Origin of the sequence: Streptosporangium sp. NPDC049644, from assembly GCF_040675205.1 — a bacterium.
GTDB classification, from domain to species: Bacteria; Actinomycetota; Actinomycetes; order Streptosporangiales; family Streptosporangiaceae; genus Streptosporangium; species Streptosporangium fukuiense.
In genome coordinates this window covers 1-19,932 of sequence record NZ_JBFAOJ010000002.1, presented here as the reverse complement: position 1 = coordinate 19,932, position 19,932 = coordinate 1, and the positions used below count along the sequence as shown (strand labels likewise).

The following is a 19,932-nucleotide window of genomic DNA, read 5'->3' as shown; positions in this document are numbered from 1 at the left end:
TCACGCGGTGCAATCGCGGTGCAATCGCGGCGGACACCGTCACGCCGACCATCACTCTCGGTCACCGCCTAACGAGCAAAGGGTACGCATTGGAACACCTAAAGGGGACTATATCCGAGCGTAAGCTCAAGAGCAGGGGAACCCGCCCCAGGGCCCAGATGTCCTCCCAGGCTTGACCCTCACAAGGGAAAGGCCATACGCCCAGGTCAGCCTCCCGGTCCTGGGGCCGAGCCGGCCACTCCTCTCCGTCGATGGATTCGACGGCTCAGGCCGCGTCGCCGGCGGACGATATCGATCGCCGCGAAGTAATCCGCCGGGCCGGCGAGCCCGCACGAAACACCGCGAAAGTCATCCCGGGTAGAACGATTCCGTGTGTCGATATGGCCGGGTGCGGAAGGTGCCGCGCGGATCCACCGGCCGCACGACCACCCCGGCCGAAATCGCTTTGTACGTCACGAACATCCGCGGTCGATGAGAACCCCGCGAGCGCAGGTCCGCACACTGCCTCTGCCTCCGCTCGGGCGAGGGCGCGAGTTTGAGCATTTCCGTCACCGGCACGCACCGAGTCTGTCACTCACCGCCACCGGACGGCACCGTTTTCCGCGTTTCCTCCCCGCCGTGAACGACGGGACCCTGCGCGCGGGAGCACCCCGGAGGAGATCCGGAGAGGTCCGGTGATGATCCGGCGGGTCGTCTTTCCGAACCGGGAACAGGACCCGCGATACGTGGATCACCAACCGGAGGTGCCGGTCTTCCGGAGTCGGCGAGGAAGGCGGGGGCGCACCGCCCCCGCCGGAGCCGCCACGCTTGTCGGGGCGAGCCGGTACGGTTGGCTGTCGTGCCGACCGACTCCATCACCGCTCCCGAAGACGTCTCCTCAAAGGTGGATATCCCCCCGGTTGAGGATCTGCTGAGCACCGCCGTCGAGGCGGTGGGCGGGGTCGAACGCCCCGGACAGATCACCATGGTGAGGGCGGTGCAGCACGCGATCGAGTCGGGCGACCACCTGGCCGTCCAGGCGGGCACCGGCACCGGCAAGTCACTGGCCTACCTGATCCCCTCGATCAGGCACGCGATGACCTCCAAGGGAGCCGTGGTCGTCTCCACCGCCACCATCGCGCTCCAGCGCCAGCTCGTCGACCGCGACCTGCCCCGCCTCGCCAAGGCCCTCGCCCCGCAGCTGCCGCACGAGCCCACGTTCGCGATCCTCAAGGGCCGCCGCAACTACCTGTGCCGCTACAAGGCGAGCGCGGGGTGGCCCGACGAGGAGCAGGACCAGCTCTTCGACCCCCGGGAGGTCAACGCGACGGGCCGGATGGTCCAGCGCATCCAGGAGTGGGCGAACGAGACCGAGACCGGTGACCGCGACGAGCTGGTCCCCGGCGTCAACGAGCAGGCCTGGCGCCAGTTCTCGGTCAGCGCCAGGGAGTGTCTGGGAGCCACGCGCTGCCCGAGTGGCATGGAGTGCTTCGCCGAACTGGCCCGCGCCCGCGCCGGCGAGTCCGACGTGGTCGTGACCAACCACGCGCTGCTCGCCATCGACGCGATGGAGGACTTCCCGCTCCTGCCCGAGCACGAGGTGGTCGTGGTCGACGAGGCCCACGAGCTGGTCGACCGCGTCACCTCGGTGGTCAGCGGCGAGCTGTCGGAGACCATGGTCGCGGTGACCGTGCGGCGGGTCGGCAAGCTCATCGAGCAGCACCTGGCCGACCGGCTCATGGAGGCCGGAGAGGATCTCAAGGCCCTCCTCGCCGCCGCCCCCGCCGGGCGCCTCGACGAGCTTCCCGACGTGCTCGGGCTGACGCTCGCCCTGATCCGCGACTCGGCGTGGGCGTGCATCACCGCCCTTGGCCCGCGCACCGGCGACAAGGACGACCCGGAGGGCGCGGGACTGCGCAAGGCGGCCTTCACCTCCCTGGACGAGGTGCACGACACCGCGCAGCGCATGCTCGACGCCTTCGGCCACGCCGAGGAGGTCGACCGGGCCGAGGTGGTCTGGCTGGAGGCGGGCACCGACCGGCGGCCTCCCCTGCTGCGGGTGGCGCCGCTGACCGTGGCGGGCATGCTCCGCGACAGGCTCTTCGGTGACCGTACGGTCATCCTGACCTCGGCCACGCTCGCCCTGGGCGGCGCCTTCGACGGTCTGGCCCGCCAGTGGGGCCTTGGCGCCGAGGGCGGCAGGAAGGAGGCGGAGGGGACGGGCGAGGAGCGCGCCGACCCCAGGTCCGGGAAGAAGGCCGGCAAGAGCCGGGCCGGTTGGAACGGCATCGACGTCGGCTCTCCCTTCGACCACCCCCGCAGCGGCATCCTCTACGTCGCCAAGCACCTGCCCCAGCCGGGGCGTGACGGCCTGCCCGAGGCCTACATCGACGAGATCACCGAGCTGATCGAGGCCGCCGGGGGCCGCACCCTCGGCCTGTTCTCCTCGATGCGGGCCGCCAAGGCGGCCACCGAGGCCCTGCGCGACCGGCTGAGCGTGCCGCTGCTCTGCCAGGGCGACGACTCCACGATGCTGCTGGTCAAGCAGTTCGCCGAGGACGAGCCGACCTGCCTGTTCGGCACGCTCTCCCTCTGGCAGGGCGTCGACGTCCCCGGCCCCTCGCTGCGCCTGGTCATTATCGACCGCATCCCCTTCCCCCGCCCGGACGACCCGCTCAGCTCCGCCCGCCAGCGCCATGTGGCCGCCAAGGGCGGCAACGGGTTCATGTCGGTCGCCGCCACCCACGCCGCGCTGCTCCTCGCACAGGGGGCGGGCCGCCTGCTCCGCAGCCAGCACGACAAGGGCGTGGTCGCGGTGCTGGACCCCCGGCTGGCGACGGCCCGCTACGCCGGGTTCCTGCGCGACTCCCTGCCGCCCTTCTGGCCCACGAACGACCCGGCGAAGGTCCGCAGCGCCCTCAAGCGCCTCAGCGCCTCCTGAAAACCGCCTCGGCCCCCGGCGACCCCGGCACCGGGATCGTCAGGGGCCGCCTCCCGCTGGAGGTTCCGGGTCGCCCGGGTTCGGGAGGTGCGCTCGGCGGCGGCGTGCCACGCGCCTGGCGCACGACCGGCGTCTCCCGCCCGCGGCGACCCCACACCCCGGGGCGCCGCGCCCGCCGGCGCCGTGAGGCTTACCGGGCGATCTTCCGGTAGGCGGCTTCGAGAAGCTCCTCCGAGGGATCGGACAGCGGGGACACCTTCGCCAGGTCGTCCAGGAGGACGAAGCGCAGCATGGCGCCGCGGCTCTTCTTGTCGAGGCGCATGTGGTCGCGGAGCTCGGGCCAGGCCTCGCGGCGGTAGGCGGTGGGCAGCCCGACCGAGGTCAGAATGGACCTGGTCCGCTCCACGAGGTCGGTGCCGATCCTGCCGTCCAGATGGGACAGCTCGGCCGCGTAGACCATGCCGATCGCGACGGCCTCGCCGTGGCGCATCCGGTACCGCTCGACGCGCTCGATGGCGTGTGCCAGGGTGTGGCCGTAGTTGAGGATCTCCCGCAGGCCGCCCTCGCGCAGGTCGGCGCCGACGACGTCGGCCTTGATCTGGATCTTGCGCTCGATCAGCTCGCGGGTGTGCCGCCCCTCGGGGAGCCTGGCCCCCTCGGGGTCGTCCTCGATGAGGGAGAGGATCTTCGGGTCCGCGATGAAACCCCCCTTGATGATCTCCGCGAGGCCGCCCACATAGTCGTCACGGGGCACCGAGACCAGGGTGGCCAGGTCACACAGGACCCCCGCCGGCGGATGGAAGGACCCGACCAGGTTCTTGCCCTCGGGGGTGTTGATGCCGGTCTTGCCGCCCACGGCCGCGTCGACCATGCCGAGCAGTGTCGTCGGCACCTGCACCACCTTGACACCGCGCAGCCAGGTGGCGGCGGCGAACCCCGCCAGGTCGGTGGTCGCCCCTCCGCCGACGCCGACCACGGCGTCGGACCGGGTGACGCCCGCGCGGCCGAAGGCCGACCAGAGCTCCGCGACCACCTCGACGGTCTTGGCGCGCTCGGCGTCGGGCACCGGCAGCGGGACCACCTCGTACCCGGCCGCCTCGATCGCGCCGCAGACCGGGCGGGCGATCTCCGGCAGGCTCTCGGGGTGGATCACCGCGACGGTGCGGACCTTCGGTCCGAGCAGGCCGGGCAGCTCACCGAGCACCCCGGTGCCGACCACCACGTCGTACGGGCTCTCGCCGGCGACCTTGATCCTGGAGATCGTCACGGTTCCAGGCCTCTCACGATCTCGTCGACGATCTGGCCGGGCTCTCGCTCGTCGGTCACCACGACGATCCTGGCCAGCTTCTCGTAGATGGGGCGGCGGGCGTCCATCAGCTTCTTCAGCCGGCTGCGCGGGTTCAGCACGAGCAACGGCCGCGCCGAGGCCAGGCCCACCCGCTGGACGGCGTTGGCGAGACCGACCTCCAGGTAGACCACCGGATGCTCGGCCAGCAGCTCGCAGGTGGCCTCGGCGAGGATCGCGCCGCCGCCGAGGGAGAGCACGCCGTCGTGCTCGGCCAGCGCCCGCCGTACGGCGTCGGCCTCCAGCTCGCGGAAGATCTCCTCGCCGTCCTCGATGAAGATGTCGCTCACCGGCTTGCCCGCCGTGCGCTCGACGTCGGTGTCGGTGTCGCGGAAGGCGACCCCGAGCCGGTCGGCCAGGAGCTGTCCGATGGTCGACTTGCCCGACCCCGGAGGGCCGATCAACACTGCACGGGGACTCATCTGCCCTCCTTGGACCGCGGCTCGCCGGCCTGGCGCCCGCTCACTTGATCACCAACGAGGAGAGGTAGCCGGACAGGTTACGAGTGACCTCCTCGACGGAGTCTCCGCCGAACTTCTCGATCGCGGCGTCGGCCAGGATCAGCGCCACCATGGCCTCCGCGACGATCGCGGCGGCCGGGACCGCGCACACGTCCGAGCGCTCGTGGTGGGCCTTGGCCGCCTCGCCGGTCAGCACGTCGACGGTAGCCAGCGCCCTGGGGACCGTGGAGATCGGCTTCATCGCCGCGCTGACGCGCAGCGGCTCGCCGTTGGTCATGCCGCCCTCGACGCCACCGGCCCGGTTGGTGATCCGGCGGATGCCGCCGGAGGTGTTCTCGATCTCGTCGTGGGCCAGGGAGCCGGGGCGGCGGGCGGTCTCGAAGCCGTCGCCGACGGCGACACCCTTGATCGCCTGGATGCCCATCAGGCCGGCCGCGAGGCGGGCGTCGAGGCGGCGGTCCCAGTGGGTGTAGCTGCCCAGGCCCGGCGGCAGACCGTAGGCGACCACCTCGACGACGCCGCCGAGGGTGTCGCCGTCCTTGTGCGCCTTGTCGATCTCGGCGACCATCGCCGCGCTGCCCTCCGGATCGGCGCAGCGCACCGGGTCGGCGTCGATCGCCGCCAGGTCGTCGGGGCCGGGGATGACGCCGGGGGTGGTCGCCGCCCCGCCGATCGAGACGACGTGGCTGACGATGTCGACGCCGAGGGCCTGCTTGAGGAAGCTCCGCGCCACCTGGCCTAGCGCGACACGGGCCGCGGTCTCGCGGGCGCTGGCCCGGTCGAGTACCGGGCGGGCGTCGTCGAAGCCGTACTTCTGCATGCCCGCGAGGTCGGCGTGGCCCGGACGGGGGCGGGAGCGCGGCGCGTTGCGCGCCTGCCCCTCCAGCACGGCCGGGTCGACGGGGTCGGCCGCCATGACCGTCTCCCACTTGGGCCACTCGGTGTTGCCCACCCGGATGGCGACGGGACTGCCGAGCGTGCGGCCGTGACGGACCCCGCCCACGATGGTGACGACGTCCTGCTCGAACTTCATCCGTGCCCCGCGGCCGTAACCGAGGCGGCGACGGCGCAGCGCCTCGTCCAGCTGGGCGGTGGTCACCTCCACCCCTGCGGGCAGGCCTTCCAGGATCGCGACGAGTTCGGGGCCGTGAGACTCTCCGGCGGTCAGCCAACGCAACATGCTGACAAGTCTTCCATGTGTCGCTCACTGGAATGGCCCCGGTTCACCCAGTGAGACATCCGCCGGCGGTCAGAGCGCGGTGAGGACCGCGGCGAGGGCGCCGACGGCCATGAAGGGACCGAAGGGGATCTCGCTCTTGCGGCCCGCGCGGCGCAGGACCATCAGGGCGGCCCCGTAGACGCCCCCGGCCACCAGGCCGAGGAAGGCCCCGGTGACCAGGGTGTCCCAGCCCAGCCAGCCGAGGGCGGTGCCCAGGCTCGCCGCGAACTTGACGTCGCCCAGCCCCATTCCCGCCGGATTGATCAGGAGCAGCACCAGGTAGAAGCCCGCCAGGGCGAGGCCGCCCAGACCCGCGCCGAGCAGGTCGCCGAGGCGGCCGTCGACGAGGGCCGACGCGGCGAGCGGTACGGCGGTTCCCAGGTAGGCGGCCAGGGTGAGCCGGTCGGGCAGCCGGTGGACGGCGACGTCGACGAAGGACAGGGCGACGGCGACCACCGCCAGTCCCCCGAAGGCGAGCAGTTCCCCCGCCCTGCCGACCGCGGTACTCGCCGTCCCCGCGGGTGTGCCGGGCCACAGTGCCCGCAGTGCGAGAGCGGCCAGCACCACCGCGGTGGTCACCTCCACGGCCCCCGCCACCGGCCGGGGCCGCCCGGGCCGCTCCCCGTCGGGCACCGAGTGGCGGGCCACCACCCGCCGCGTCCACAGCCCGATCACCGCACCCGACGTGGCCGCCACCAGGACCGGGAGGAGCGGCGCCGCCACGAGGCTCACGAGACCACCACCGCCCCGAAGACCCGGAGACGGCTGGGGGGCCGGTGTGCCCGGTCGGCGTACTCGCTCACGGAGCGACCATAATCCGCGAACCCCGGCCCCGCCGGGGATTCGAAGGCTCGAAGTGACCTCGAAGGTCATTGACGGGGCTCACGATGATCACAGAGGCTGTATCCGATCCCTATACCCGGAGGGACGGTGCGCGTGGACACGGATCGCTTCAGCAAGCTGCCCGCGGTCATCGCGTCGTTCGTCCTCCTTCCGGTGCTGCTCGAACTGCTCGCCTGGTACATCGAGGGCGAGGAGTACGACGTGGCCCGCGCGGCCACCGTGGTCCTGGTGATCGTGATGCTCGCCCTCATCTCCACCGTGCTCGGCCGGATCAGGGCACGGCTGCCGGTGCTGATGGTGATCGCGCTGACGGGCACCGCGGCTGTCGAGGTGGTGCTGGGGTTCGTGGCGGCGTTCGGCCCCGTGCTCTGGCAGGGCGGGCTGCCCGGCGAGCTGCACGGCCTGATCACCACGGGGGTGAGCGCGTTCGCCGTCGCCACCGGCGTCTACCTGCTCGTCCAGTATCGCCGGGGCCTCTACCTGCCGTACCTGGAGGCCGGGATGGGCCCGCTGCCCACCGCCACCAAGCGCAGGGTGATCGGCGAGTCGGAGATCCTGATCCGTACCCTGCCGGACGTCGGCCCCTCGGTGGAGAAGGCGCTGACCAGCTGCGTCGCCATGGTCGACCAGGAGGACCTGCACTTCGTGGCCTACTTCGGCGACCAGCGGTGCTGCTTCTACACCGACGTGCTCGACGACGCGGACCTGGCCCACTTCTTCCACGACACCGACCCGGAGGAGCGCCGAAGGATCTATCTCAAGGCGGGCAACCAGCTCAACTGGCTCACCCAGCGGCTCAACCAGCAGCTGCGCCGGCTGGAGGGCGGCGTTCTGATCCGCACGGTCCTCGACGTGGAGCGCGGGGCCATGTTCTTCTACTGGATCGACGAGACCCGTTACCTGATCGGGGTGACGCTGGACCAGCGCAAGGTCGACATCGCCGACGACAAGATGGCCAAGCTCGTGGACATGATCCGCGGGCACTTCACCCTTCCGCCGATCAACCAGCGACAACGCCCCGCGAAACCTCAGGGGCACCTGCGACCCATCCCAGGGAGTGAGCGGTGGCCCGAATCGGGCTCTTGATCGTCGCCGTCGGTCTCGGCTGGCTGGCCGCCGACCTGGGCGGCCTGCGTGATCTGGCACACTCAAGCGCGTACGTGCTGTTCAGCAGCCTGCTGCTGGCGATCGGCCTGTACGGCAGCACGCACGGGATCGACCGCGCCGAGGCCAGGGAGCACTCCCGGCTGATCGTGCTCGCGGTCACCGTCGGGGTGCTGCTCAAGACGGCGTTCATCGCCGGTGTCGTCTACCTCGTCTCGGGCGACCCCCGGGCGCTGATCATGGCGGTGGTGGTCGCCCAGATCGACCCGCTCTCGGTCGCCGGGGTGATGCGGAACAGCCGGCTCTCAAGCCAGGCGAAGACGATCCTCGGGGCGTGGTCCTCCTTCGACGACCCGGTGACGATCATCCTGGCCGTCTACGCGGCGGCGCTGGTCAGCGGCTCGGGAGGGGGCGGCCTGTCGGCCTCGTACTTCGCCGACCTGGGGTTGAACGTGCTGTTCGCGGCCGGGGTCTACCTGCTCTGGCGGCTGGTCAGGAACGCTCCGCCGGTGCTGACCTACCTGACGGCGGTCGGGGCCGTCGTGTCGGCCGCGTGGAGCTCCCTCATGCTCGGCCTGGCGACCGCCGGGCTCTACCTGCGCATGCCCGACGCGCGCTGGCTGGGGCGGGCGGTGAGCGCGGCGTTCGCGCTGTCCGCGTTCCTGATGGGCCTGCTGCTCGTCGGCGGGACGAACATGGGCATGGGTGTGCTGCTCGGGCTGGCCGCGTACGCCGCGCAGATGGTCGCCGCGCTGGTGCTCACCCACGGCCTGCCGCTGATCGACCGGGTACATCTGGGGCTTGCCCAGCAGAACGGCGTGACCGCCGTGATCCTCGCCCTGGTCTTCGAACGCGACTTCGGCGGGTTCGTCGCCGTGATCGCCCCGGCGATTCTGACGATCAACCTCGTCCACGCGGTGGCCAACCGAACCGCCGACGTCTGGGAGGCTCGGCGATCTCTTCCATCCGTGCCACTGTGACCTCGGGGCCCAGCTCGTCAAGGGTGCCCGACTTGACCGCGGCGAGTGCCCGCAGCAGGGCACCCTCGATCACGAAGGGCACCGGGCCCGCGACGTCGATCACCACCGCGGCGGTGTTCTCGTGCACCGCCGCCTGGCAGACCTGGAGGATCGTGGCCTGGATGGGCCTGGCGTCCCGGCGCCACCGCCGCAGCGGCTCCATCCCGGTGAAGGAGAGCACCGCCTCGCGCCCGTCCGCGCCGACGAGCTTCGGCAGAGCCATCTCGCTCTCCTTCTCCTGCCGCAACCCGTGCTCGCCGATCTCCGACTCCTTCAGCAGGGCGACCACGGGCACGAGCAGCCGTGTCCCGCTCAGCGCGGCGACGACCGCACCGGCCTCCGCCTCCCCCGCGGTGAAGGCGGCGAGCGCGGATGTCACGGCGGCGTCGGCGGCGCCGTCGTCGCCGGGGACCAGGGGCTGCGGAATACTCGGCACGAACCGGGAGCCTACCCGCGGTGGCGCTCGGGGAGGATTTCCGCCCCCGCCCGAGCGCGTCCCCGTCAGCCGAGGTCGGCGATGGCGGCCACCGGGCCGCCGCCGCTCGGGCCCTGGTGGACCGCGGCGACCGAGACGAACACGGCCGGGTCGCCGGTGACGCTGGCCGCGACGCCGCCCACGGTGGCCTTGATCTGGCGGTGCCAGTGCACGTCGGAGTCGTCGAGCATGATGTTGCGGCGGCCTCGCACGCTGCCCGACGGGTCGGCCTCGCACTTCATGAAGACGTTGACCAGCCGGCCGCCCAGGTCGGAGGGATGGGGGCGGTCGGGCAGCTCGATGCCGCTGGAGCGGATGGCCTCCCAGATGCCGTCGGCGTCCAGCGCGTCCCGCATGACCGAGTGGCCGATCCGGTAGCGGCCGCCGATGCCACGTACGTTGCCGACGACCACGATCTGGGCCCGGTCCAGTTCGACGCCGGAGGAGCAGGACGCGACGGAGGAGTAGAGCGACAGGTCGCGGTGGATCTGGTCGGCGGCGGGCATCTCGATCTCGCCGAGCGCGACGGCGATACCGAGCGCGGTGGTGGAGTTGGAGATGTCCATCGACGGTCCGGTGTCCTCGATCACCACGTCCTTGCCGCGCGACTTGGCGTCGTTGATCGTGGACAGGGTGAGCAACGGGGTCTTGGTCTGGACGTAGTGGACGTCGGCGGGGTCGTCGATCCCGGCCAGCTTCATGGCCTCACGCACTCCGGCGGCGACCTTCTCCACCATCGCGGGCCGGCCGATGTCCTCGGGCAGGATCACATCGCTCATCGCGATGCCGACGCTCACCCGCGGCTCGTCGCTCGGCTCGGCGTTCGCCGTGGTGGCGAAGATCGTGGCATGCGGGCTGAGCACGCCGTCGGTGCCACCCGACCACACCAGCGGCACACTCTGGGGGGAAGGATGTCCCTTGGCCTCCAGCACCTCGCGAAAGGCCCTGTCGGCCAGGATCCGGGTGTAGTCGTTCACCCCGCCGTTGCCCTCGGTCTTGCCGATCACCGCGAGCACCCGGTGCGCCTCGATCACCCCGTCGTCGATGAGCCGGGCCAGCCCGGAGGCGTCGGTCACGCTCTCGATGGGCACCTTGCGCACTTCAATGGGTTCCGGCATCCCTGCCACCTTTCAATCGCGTCGTGTTCACTTTCGCACCACGGTGCCGCTCTCACCGGTGAGCGCCGCCCCGATGTTCTCCAGGGAGGTGATCACCGACCGGTCGCCACCCTGCTCGACGAAGCGCAGCGCGGCCTCGACCTTCGGCCCCATGCTGCCGCCGGCGAAGTGCCCGGCGGCGTGCAGTACGCGCAACTCGGCCGCGGTGACCGCGCCCAGGGGCCTGGCCTGGGCCGTGCCGAACCCGACGACGGCCCCCGGGACGTCCGTCGCGATGACCAGGACCGTGGCCCGCACGTCCCGGGCGAGCACCGCCGCCGCCAGATCCTTGTCGATCACGGCCTCGACCCCGCCCAGCCGCCCTCCGGCGTCGCGGGCCACGGGCACGCCGCCACCACCCGCGGCCACGACGGTGAAGCCGGCGGCCACCAGCGCGGCGATCGCGGGGGCGTCGAGGATCTCCAGTGGCTCGGGAGAGGCCACCACGCGGCGCCAGCCCCGGTCGAAGCGGCGCCAGGTCTGTCCGAGCTCCTCGAATCGACGGGCCTCCGCCTCGCTGAAGTAGCGGCCGATCGGCTTGACCGGGTCCTGGAAGGCCGGGTCGGCGGGGTCGACGAGCGTGCGGGTGACCACGACGGCCGCGCGGCCGTCGAGCGCGTTGAGGACGAGGGTGCCTATGGTGGCCTGCGTCTGCGCCCCGCACCAGTCGAGCGGCACCGGAGGCACGACGTGCGCGGCGAGCTGGTTCTTCAGGATCAGGTTGCCGACCTGGGGGCCGTTGCCATGGGTGAGGGTCACCCGGTGGCCGTCCGCGACGAGCGCGGCGACATGGCGGACGGCCTGCTCGACCGCGCGGCGCTGGTCGCCGGGTGAGGCCCCGCCGTCGGGCCCCGTCATCGCGTTGCCACCGAGCGCGATCAGTACTCGTTCACCCACAGGCTGACGCTAACGGCCCCCGCGCCTCGCCTCATGGGCACTCACTGCCCAAGGAAGGCCAACTCTTCGACACAATCCGCCAGCCGGGTGGCCTTCCGGGGCGTAGACGCCCCCGCTGTGGCATCGGCAGGGGAATCGCTTGTCGCGGAGTGCCAACTTTGGGGCGGCAACAGGTGCGGGCAGGGCATAGCTCCGGGGCGGGGTCGCGAGAAAGGCTCTTGTCCGGCGTTCTTTCTGAGGAGAGATCGAGTGGGGCAGTTCCGTCTCGGCCACATCATCGTGATCGTCCTGTGTGTCGTGACGGGGTTCGCGGTGCTCACCGTCGCGGCCGGCACGCTCACCGGCGGGCGGTCCGCGTCCCCGCCGCCCAAGGCGGACATGGTCGCCGAGGCCAGACGGCTGGCCTCGGCGGGACTGTCGAAGGCCAACGACTTCGACTGCCGGCCCGGCGAGGACGCGCCGTACCCGGTGGTGCTCGTGCACGGCGCGAGAAGCACCGGCGCGGCGACCTGGCCCGTCGCGGCCCCCTACCTGAGCAAACAGGGCTACTGCGTCTTCGCCCTCGACTACGGCTGGAGCAACTCGATCAGGCGCTCGGCCCGGACGCTGGGCGACTTCGTGGACGGGGTGCTCCAGGCCACCGGGGCCCAGAAGGTGGCGATCGTCGGGCACAGCCTCGGGGGGATCGTCCCCCGGGCGTACCTGCGCTCGGAGGGCGGGTCGGGCAAGGTGTCCGAGCTGGTCACCCTGGGGGCGCCGCACCACGAGCTGACCGGGGAGCTGCGCAGGAGCTGCGGCGGGGAGACGGTCTGCGACGAGCTCCGCTCGGACTCGGCCCTGATGAAGGAGCTCAACACCCCCTCCATGGTCGAGCCCGGCGTCGACTACACCGCGCTCGGGCTGAAGGCCGAGCAGGAGGCCGCCTCGACCTTCGTCGAGGGGCCGCCCGAGCAGGTGACCAACCGGATGCTCCAGGACGACTGCCCGCTCAAGGGGATCATCGAGGGTGCCATCGGGCACAACCTGGAGGCGCTCGATCCGGTGATGCTCTCCTATGTCAACAAGGCGCTGGAGACTCCCGGGCCGATGCCCCGCGGCTACCGGCCGGACTGCTTCGCGCTCATCCTCTGATCGGCTCGCTCAGCCCGCGAGCAGCCGGGTGATCTCCCCGACCACCGGCGCGCGCTGCGGCTGCAGGTAGAAGTGGTCGCCGGGAAAGACCGTGAGAGAGAAGTCGGAGATCGTGCGGGCCTCCCACGACTTGGCCTGGGCCGGGGTGACCTCCGGGTCCGCGTCGCCGACGAGGGCGGAGATCGGGGTGTACAGCGGGGGCCCCGGGCGATGGCGGTAGGCCTCGACCAGCCGGAAGTCGGCGCGGATGTAGGGCAGGACGATCTCGCGCATCGCCCGGTGGGAGAGGATCTCCGCCTCGGTACCGCCGAGCTTGGCCAGCTCGGCGACGAGGCGGTCGTCGTCGTACTCCGAGATCGCGCGCCTCTCCCGGGACTCGTGCGGTGCCCTCGCCCCGGACACCAGCAGCCGCGCCGGGGCGAGTCCTCTGGCCTCCAGGCGGCGCGTGACCTCGTAGGCGAGCGTCGCTCCCATGCTGTGCCCGAACAGCGCGAAACGCCGGTCGAGCAGCGGCGACATCGCCTCGGTCACCAGGTCGGCCAGCGTGTCCATGTCCTCCGGCGACGGCTCTCCGAACCGGTCCGCCCTGCCTGGCAGCTGCGTCGCGTGGAGCTCGACGGAGCCGGGTAGCAGCGCGGGCCAGTCCCGGTAGGCGGTGGCCGACCCGCCCGCGTGCGTGAAGCAGAACAGCCGCGTGGTCGCCCCCGGGCGGGGGGAGGCGCAGCGCAGCCAGGTCATACGTTTCCCTCGTGTGCCCGGATCAGGCTGTTGGGCCGCATGTCGGTCCAGTTGGCCTCGATGTGGTCCAGGCAGGCCTGCCTGGAGTCCTCGCCGAAGGCGACGGTCCAGCCCGCCGGGATCTCCGACCAGGCGGGCCAGAGAGAGTACTGGCCCTCGTCGTTGATCAACGCCAGATAGACGCCCTCGGGGTCCTCGAACGGGTTGCTGCTCACTCTGTGTCCTCTCTGAGAAGGGCGGCGATCTCCGCGACGGGCCCGGGACTCAACATGTTCGCATGGTCGCAGGCGACCTGGTGATCATGGATGGCACCGGTGACGTACGGCTTCCAGTCGGCAGCCGTGGGACCGCCCTCCTCGTGGCCGTGTGCAGCGGTCACGAAGAGCACATCCCCCTCGAACATCCTCGGTACGTACTCCTCGGAAATCTTCACACCGTTCCGGTAGTTCCGGTAGACCGCCGTCAGCGTCCGCTCGTCCAGCGTGGCGTACGGGCCGCCCCGCTCGCGCAGGAACTCCACGACGTCGCCGATCTCGCCCGGCCCGTCGTAGTCGATGGCCGAGAGCAACTCGACTAGCACATCGCGCTCGTCCGGGTTGATCTCCTGGCCCGGGTAGGAGTCGAGCAGCGCCAGCAGCGCGACCTCCTCCCCCCGCTCGCGCAGTTCCACGGCCATGGCGTGGGCGATCAGGCCGCCCATGGACCAGCCCGCCAGCCGGTACGGCCCGTGCGGCCGGACCTGGAGCAGGCGCTCCAGGTAGTCCAGGGCCATCGCCTCGATCGACGGGGCCACGTAGTCGGGCTCGGCCAACACCCTGGCCTGGAAGGCGTAAAGGGGCTGGTCGGGGCCGAGATGGCGGAGCAGTCCCGCATACGGCCAGCCGAGCCCGGCACCGGGGTGCACGCAGAACAGTGGCGGCCGGGAACCCGAGGCACGCAGTGGGAGCAGCATCTCCAGCCCGCCCTCTCCCAGGTCCCGCGCGCTCTTCCCCCGCGCGCGGGCGAGCGCCTCGGCCGTCTGGTGGGCGAACACCTCGCGCGGGCTGATCACCAGCCCCTCCCGCGCCGCGAGGGAGACCAGCCGGATCACGCCGATGCTGTCACCCCCCAGGTCGAAGAACCCGTCGTCGGCGCCGACCCGCTCCAGGCCGAGCACCTGGGCGAACAGCCGGCAGAGCGACTCCTCCTCGGGGGTGCGAGGGTCGCGCCCCGCGGCGGGAGCGGACTCCGAGGGCAGGGCGGCGCGGTCCACCTTCCCGTTCGGAGTGAGCGGCAGCGCGTCCAGGCCGATCACCGACGACGGCACCATGTACTCGGGGAGCGTCCGCCCGGCGAACCGCCGCAGTTCCTCGGCCGCCACGGCGCCGACCACGTAGGCGAGCAGGCGGCGGTCACGGACGGTCACGGCCACCTGGACGACATCCGGGTGCCCGGCCAGGGCCGCCTCGATCTCCGCCGGCTCGATGCGGAATCCCCGGAGCTTGACCTGGCGGTCGGCACGGGTCAGGTACTCCAGCTCGCCGTCCGCCGACCACCTGACCACGTCCCCGGTCCGGTACATCCGCCCGCCGTACGGGCAGGCGACGAACCGTTCCGCGGTCAGCGCCGGGCGGCCGAGATAACCGCGGGCCAGCCCGGCGCCCGCCAGGTACAGCTCGCCCGGCGCCCCCGGCGGGACCGGCCGCAGGAAGCCGTCCAGCACGTAGGCGCGCATGCCGTCCATGGCCCGCCCGATGGGCGGCGTACCGGCGCGGGAGACAGCGGAGACAGGGTGGTGGGTGGCGTACGTCGTGGTCTCGGTGGGTCCGTAGACATGGCCGAGCAGGGTCCGCGGGCAGGCCGCCAGCACCCGGCGCATGGCCGCGGCCGAGGCGGCCTCACCGCCGGTGAGGACCTCGGCGAGCGGCGCGAACGTGCCCGGCGCCTCCTCCGCGACCAGGTTGAACAGTGCAGTCGTGATGAACAGCGCGGTCAGGCGGTGCCTGGCGACGAGACCGGCGAACGCGTCGGGACCGAGGTCGCCCGGCGGCGCGACGACGACGGTGCCGCCGCGGAGCAGCGGCACCCAGATCTCGTAGGTGGAGGCGTCGAAGGCGTGCGGCGAGTGCATCAGCACCCGCCGGTGCCGTTCCCACCTGTGATCCGCGGCCAGGGCCACGACGTCGCGCTGCCGCACCGCGACCCCCTTCGGCGTTCCCGTCGAACCCGAGGTGTAGATGACGTACGCGAGATGCTCGGGGTGAACCTCGACCCGTGGCTCCGGCGGTGCCGGATCGGCCGGGACGGGCTCGTCCACCCGGACCACCTGGGCGGCGTGCTCGAATCCGGGGGAGCGGTCGGTTACCAGTACCGGAGCGCCGGTGTCGGCCATCACCCAGCTCATCCGGTCCGGTGGGTAGCCGTGATGGATCGGGACGTAGGCTCCCCCCGCCTTGGCGATGGCCAGGGTCGTCACGACCACGTCGGCGGACCTGTCGAGCAGGACCGCGACCGGCGTCTCAGGGCGGACGCCCAGCCCGATCAGCCGGTGAGCCAGCCGGTTGGCCCGGCCGTCCAGCTCGGCGTAGCTGAGGGAGAAATCGTCGCCGACGACGGCCTCGGCGTCCGGCGTCCGCCGCGCCCGCTCGGCGAAGACACTCGCGATCGTCGCCGCGGCCTCGGGCACGGGAGGGGATTCGGGGCCGTTCCACTCGTCAAGGATCCGGACGCGCTCGTCGGCGGAGAGCGGGTCGAGCCGGGCGAGCGGCAGCTCGGGGTCGGCGGCGACGGCCCCGAGAAGAAGGACGAGCCTGTCCAGGAGCCCGACGGCCTCGGCGTGCGGGACGACGTCGGGGCGATGATCGAGCCGCAGGGAGAGGCGCTCACCGGGGACGACCGCCAGGGCCAGCGGGTAGTGGGTCGCGTCGCTGCCCGAGGCACCCGCGAGCCGCAGTCCCGCCTCCACGCCCGCTTCCGCGGAACGGTCGTTCAGGGTCGCGGTGTCGAGAGGGTAGTTCTCCAGGACCGTCATGGTGTCGAAGAGCCGCCCCAGCCCACAGGCGCGCTGGATGTCGGACAGGCCGAGGTGGTGATGGGCGAACAGCTCGGACTGCTCCGCCTGGAGGCGTTCGAGCAGCCCGGCCAGGGTCTCGGCGGGGTGCAGCCGTACCCGGACCGGCAGGGTGTTGATGAACAGCCCGATCATGCGTTCGGCGCCGGGCAGCTCGGGTGGGCGGCCGGAGACCGTACCGCCGAAGACGACGTCGTCGCGGCCGGTCAGCTGGGCCAGTAGCAGCGCCCAGACCCCCTGGACCGCCGTGTTGAGGGTGAGCGATCGGGCGCGCAGCACGGAGGTGAGGCGGCCGGTGAGGTCCTCGTCGAGGCGGGCTCGGACGCGTCCGGGATTCACCGGCGTCCGGGTGGCGAGGTCCGGGGCTACGAGGGTCGGCCCGGCGACCCCGTCCAGGGCGCGGCACCACGCCTCCCGCGCGGCGGCCCGGTCCTGGCGTGCCAGCCAGGCCAGATGGTTGCGGTACGGCGGCGCGGGGGCGGGCTCCCGGCCCGAGTACAGCGCGAACAGCTCGGCCGCCAGCAGCGGTGTCGACCAGCCGTCCAGCAGGATGTGATGGTTGGTGAAAACCAGCCGGTATCTCTGGGGGCCACTCTGTACCAGCACGAACCGCATCAACGGCGGCCTGGACAGGTCGAACCGCCGGGCCCGCTCCTCGGCGGCCACCGTCTCGGCGTCGGTTCCCGCCACCTCCCGCCACGGCACCTCCACCCGCCGGTGCACCAGCTGCACGGGATCGCCCCCCGCCCGTTGCCGGAACGAGGCCCGCAGGTTGGCGTGGCGGTGCACCAGCCGGCAGGCCGCGTCCCGCAGCGCGGGGACGTCGAGGGCGCCCTCCAGCTCCAGCACGAGCTGCGCGGTGTAGACGTCGGGCGCCGCCTCGTCGAACACGGCGTGGAAGAACAGGCCCTGTTGCAGCGGCGACAACGGCAGGATGTCCTCAAGCTGGCTCACCGTGCGCTCCACTCCGCGTCGAGTTCCGCCGCGAACGCGTCGATCTCTTCCTGGCTGATGGAAATCAGCAGGTCCGACGGGGTCAGGCCGTCTCCGGTGTGTCGGGACAGGCCGGTGAGGGCGGTGAACCACGCCTCGGCCAGCTCCCTGACCTGCTCCTCGCCGTACAGGCGCCCGGCCCACGACCAGGTCGCCGAGAGGCGCGGCCCGTCCGGCAGGTCCCTGGTGAGGGCGTTGACCTCCAGCGCGTGCGGGAGCGCGAGGTCGTCCGCGTGCCCACCGCCCACCGCCTCCGACTCAGGCGCCGGGGACCAGTCCGCACCTGTGGCGGCCTCGACGCGGCCGAGGTAGTTGAAAGCCAGCTCCGGTACGGGACAGCGGGCCAGCTCCCGCGCGGTGACGGGGTTGAGGTGGCGGAGCAGGCCGTAACCGATGCCTTCGCCGGGAGTCGCACGGAGCTGCTCCTTGACCCGTTTTATCGCCCGCGCGGCGGTGGGCCCCGGAAGGTCGGTCCAGTCGGCGGGACCCGCGTCGATCCTGACGGGGTGGATGGTGGTGAACCAGCCCACGGTCCTGGACAGGTCGACGTCGGGGAAGATCTCCTCACGGCCGTGTCCCTCCAGGTCGAGCAGGACCTCCCGCTGCCCGGTGCAACGGGTCACGGCCAGGGCGAGCCCGGCGAGCAGCACGTCGTTGACCCGGCCGCGGAACGCCGCCGGGAGCCGGGTGAGCAGCGGAACGGTGACATCGGCGGGAAGTTCGAGCGTGAGGTGGCGCTGGGTGGCGAAGGTGTCCGTGGACGGGTCCAGCCGCCCGGTGCCGCCACCGAGCGTGCGGGTCCAGTGGTCGAGTTCGCCGACCCTGCGGGCCGCCTCGTCGTGCAGGCGGTGTGCCCAGGTACGGAAGGAGGTGGGCACCGGCTCCAGCACCGGGACGGTTCCCCGACCGACCGCTTCTTGAGTGGCCGCTTCCAGCGCGGCTCCCTCTTGAGCGGTCGCCTCTCGCGGGGCCGTCTGGCGGACGTTCTCCTCGTGAGCCGCCGCTAGCGGGGCCGCTTCCCGGCCGGCCGCGTGCCAGGCGGTGAACAGGTCCGGCAGCAGGATCCGCCAGGACACCCCGTCCACCGCCAGATGGTGCACCGTCACCACCAACCGGCCCGACACCTCCGGCCCGGCATCCAACCACGCCACCCGGACCAACCGCCCGGCCACCGGATCCAACCCCGACCGCGAGAGCGCCGCCTGTTCGGCCACCACGACGGCCAGATCCTCCGGCTCCCCCGACACCTCCACCCGCCGCACACACCCTTCGGCCACCACCGCCCCCCGCGGAGCGACCTCATACCCCCCGTCCACCGACATCCGCAACCGCAGCACGTCATGGTGATCCAGCACCACCCGCACCGCGCAGATCAGACGATCCAACCCCAACCCGGGAGGAACCTGCAGGACGACCGTCTGGCTGAAGTCACCGATCGGCCCGGCCAGGTCATTCAGCCAGGCCATGATCGGGGTCGCGGGGAACCACCCCACCCCCGCCTCCTCCGGCTCACCCCGCCGCTGCCGCTCCTCGACCGCGACCGCGGCCAACTCCCGCACACTCTGATACCGGAACACATCCCGAGGCGAGAACACCACCCCCGCCGCACGCCCCCGAGCCACCAACCGAATCGCCACGATGCTGTCCCCACCCAGATCGAAGAACCCCTCGTCCACCCCCACCCGCTCAACCCCCAGCACCTCCGCGAACAGCGCGCACAACACCTCCTCACGCGCCGACAACACCCCACCCGACACCACCCCGGCCCCCACCCCGGACCCCGACACCGACGGCGCCGGCAACGCCGCCCGATCCAGCTTCCCGTTCCCCGTCAACGGCAACACCTCCACCACCACCACCGCCGACGGCACCATGTAATCGGGCAACACCTCCCCCGCGAACCGCCGCAAACCCCCCACATCCAACCCACCCGACAGATCCACCGTCGTGTCCGTCGCGTCCGCCACCACGTACGCCACCAGCCGCCGGTCCCCCGGCCGATCCTCCCGCACCACCACCGCCACATCCGCCACCAGCGGATGCGCCGCCAGCACCGCCTCGACCTCCCCCAACTCGATCCGAAAACCCCGCACCTTCACCTGCTGATCAACCCGGCCCACATACTCCAACCCCCCACCCCGCCCCCACCGCACCAAATCCCCCGACCGATACATCCGCCCACCACAACCATCGAACGGACACGCCACGAACCGCTCCGCCGTCAATCCCGCCCGGCCCACATAACCCCGCGCCAACCCCGGACCCGCCACATACAACTCCCCCACCACACCCACCGGCACCGGCCGCAAAAACTCATCCAACACATACAACCGCAAATCCGGAATTCCCACCCCGATCAATCCGGCCGCGCTGTCCACATTCAGCGGCGCATAAGTGACGTGCACCGTCGTCTCGGTAATCCCATACATGTTCACCAGGGAGATCCCACGACCATGCCACTCGGCGATACGGCCGCCCTCCAGCGCCTCCCCGCCGAAGATGACATACCGCAACGACAGATCCACCCCACCCAGATCCCGCTCCGCCGCCATCAACTGATAAAACGCCGACGGCGTCTGAT

The 19,932-nt window shown here is 71.7% G+C and carries 15 protein-coding genes and 1 pseudogene; 4 read left to right on the top strand and 12 right to left on the bottom strand.

Annotated elements, in window-relative coordinates:
- The first annotated feature begins 838 nt into the window (after positions 1 to 838).
- Entirely contained in the window at positions 839 to 2,920 is a 2,082-nt protein-coding gene (locus tag AB0J58_RS01195) for an ATP-dependent DNA helicase (protein WP_364208577.1), read from the top strand.
- A gap of 190 nt (positions 2,921 to 3,110) precedes the next feature.
- Here the strand turns inward: AB0J58_RS01195 and aroB are convergent, their stop codons facing one another.
- The 4 genes from aroB to AB0J58_RS01175 form a co-directional block, all read right to left on the bottom strand.
- Positions 3,111 to 4,187 carry a 3-dehydroquinate synthase gene (gene aroB, locus AB0J58_RS01190; protein WP_364148333.1) on the bottom strand — a complete coding sequence of 359 codons (1,077 nt, stop codon included), beginning with the start codon at positions 4,185 to 4,187 and terminating at the stop codon, positions 3,111 to 3,113.
- Positions 4,184 to 4,687, bottom strand: a complete 504-nt coding sequence (locus AB0J58_RS01185) for a shikimate kinase (RefSeq protein ID WP_343983224.1) — start codon at positions 4,685 to 4,687, stop codon at positions 4,184 to 4,186. Before AB0J58_RS01185 ends, aroB begins: the two co-directional genes overlap by 4 nt.
- A 40-nt stretch (positions 4,688 to 4,727) precedes the next feature.
- Entirely contained in the window at positions 4,728 to 5,906 is a 1,179-nt protein-coding gene (gene aroC / locus AB0J58_RS01180) for a chorismate synthase (protein ID WP_343983227.1), read from the bottom strand.
- A 69-nt stretch (positions 5,907 to 5,975) separates the two neighbouring features.
- Positions 5,976 to 6,677, bottom strand: coding sequence for an A24 family peptidase (locus AB0J58_RS01175; RefSeq protein WP_364208574.1), 702 nt, complete (start codon positions 6,675 to 6,677; stop codon positions 5,976 to 5,978).
- A 204-nt stretch (positions 6,678 to 6,881) separates the two neighbouring features.
- Between AB0J58_RS01175 and AB0J58_RS01170 the strand changes: the two genes are divergently transcribed.
- Positions 6,882 to 7,874, top strand: a complete 993-nt coding sequence (locus AB0J58_RS01170) for a hypothetical protein (protein ID WP_364208571.1) — start codon at positions 6,882 to 6,884, stop codon at positions 7,872 to 7,874.
- Positions 7,853 to 8,872, top strand: coding sequence for a hypothetical protein (locus tag AB0J58_RS01165; RefSeq protein WP_364208568.1), 1,020 nt, complete (start codon positions 7,853 to 7,855; stop codon positions 8,870 to 8,872). Before AB0J58_RS01170 ends, AB0J58_RS01165 begins: the two co-directional genes overlap by 22 nt.
- Here AB0J58_RS01165 and AB0J58_RS01160 read toward each other — a convergent pair.
- The 3 genes from AB0J58_RS01160 to arcC all read right to left on the bottom strand — a co-directional run bounded on the left by AB0J58_RS01160 (position 8,793) and on the right by arcC (position 11,440).
- Positions 8,793 to 9,347: an SseB family protein gene (locus tag AB0J58_RS01160; protein WP_364208565.1), complete on the bottom strand. Its 555-nt coding sequence runs from the start codon at positions 9,345 to 9,347 to the stop codon at positions 8,793 to 8,795. The genes AB0J58_RS01165 and AB0J58_RS01160 overlap by 80 nt on opposite strands.
- Before the next feature lie 65 nt (positions 9,348 to 9,412).
- Positions 9,413 to 10,504: a ring-opening amidohydrolase gene (locus tag AB0J58_RS01155; RefSeq protein WP_364208562.1), complete on the bottom strand. Its 1,092-nt coding sequence runs from the start codon at positions 10,502 to 10,504 to the stop codon at positions 9,413 to 9,415.
- Between the two features lie 27 nt (positions 10,505 to 10,531).
- Entirely contained in the window at positions 10,532 to 11,440 is a 909-nt protein-coding gene (arcC, locus tag AB0J58_RS01150; protein ID WP_343983247.1) for a carbamate kinase, read from the bottom strand.
- Between the two features lie 249 nt (positions 11,441 to 11,689).
- Between arcC and AB0J58_RS01145 the strand changes: the two genes are divergently transcribed.
- A complete protein-coding gene (locus tag AB0J58_RS01145; RefSeq protein ID WP_364208559.1) occupies positions 11,690 to 12,571 on the top strand; it encodes an alpha/beta fold hydrolase in 882 nt (293 codons plus the stop codon).
- A gap of 9 nt (positions 12,572 to 12,580) precedes the next feature.
- Here the strand turns inward: AB0J58_RS01145 and AB0J58_RS01140 are convergent, their stop codons facing one another.
- The 5 genes and pseudogenes from AB0J58_RS01140 to AB0J58_RS01120 form a co-directional block, all read right to left on the bottom strand.
- The gene (locus AB0J58_RS01140) at positions 12,581 to 13,309 is read right to left on the bottom strand and encodes an alpha/beta fold hydrolase (RefSeq protein WP_364208556.1); all 729 of its coding nucleotides are present in this window, start codon (positions 13,307 to 13,309) and stop codon (positions 12,581 to 12,583) included.
- Entirely contained in the window at positions 13,306 to 13,524 is a 219-nt protein-coding gene (locus AB0J58_RS01135) for an MbtH family protein (protein WP_343983256.1), read from the bottom strand. The genes AB0J58_RS01140 and AB0J58_RS01135 overlap by 4 nt, the downstream gene beginning before the upstream one ends.
- Positions 13,521 to 17,312 (bottom strand): amino acid adenylation domain-containing protein, encoded by a 3,792-nt coding sequence (locus AB0J58_RS01130; RefSeq protein ID WP_364208553.1) that lies wholly within the window; start codon positions 17,310 to 17,312, stop codon positions 13,521 to 13,523. The genes AB0J58_RS01135 and AB0J58_RS01130 overlap by 4 nt, the downstream gene beginning before the upstream one ends.
- A complete protein-coding gene (locus AB0J58_RS01125) occupies positions 17,309 to 19,444 on the bottom strand; it encodes a condensation domain-containing protein (protein ID WP_364209032.1) in 2,136 nt (711 codons plus the stop codon). Before AB0J58_RS01125 ends, AB0J58_RS01130 begins: the two co-directional genes overlap by 4 nt.
- Before the next feature lie 159 nt (positions 19,445 to 19,603).
- Positions 19,604 to 19,932, bottom strand: a pseudogene (locus AB0J58_RS01120) (AMP-binding protein); the annotation flags it as partial.

What these genes read in the sequence shown, in the direction of transcription:
- AB0J58_RS01140 (WP_364208556.1), bottom strand. Translation starts at nt 13,309, where the DNA reads ATGACCTGGCTGCGCTGCGCCTCCCCCCGCCCGGGGGCGACCACGCGG.
- AB0J58_RS01155 (WP_364208562.1), bottom strand. Translation starts at nt 10,504, where the DNA reads ATGCCGGAACCCATTGAAGTGCGCAAGGTGCCCATCGAGAGCGTGACC.
- aroC (WP_343983227.1), bottom strand. Translation starts at nt 5,906, where the DNA reads ATGTTGCGTTGGCTGACCGCCGGAGAGTCTCACGGCCCCGAACTCGTC.
- AB0J58_RS01185 (WP_343983224.1), bottom strand. Translation starts at nt 4,687, where the DNA reads ATGAGTCCCCGTGCAGTGTTGATCGGCCCTCCGGGGTCGGGCAAGTCG.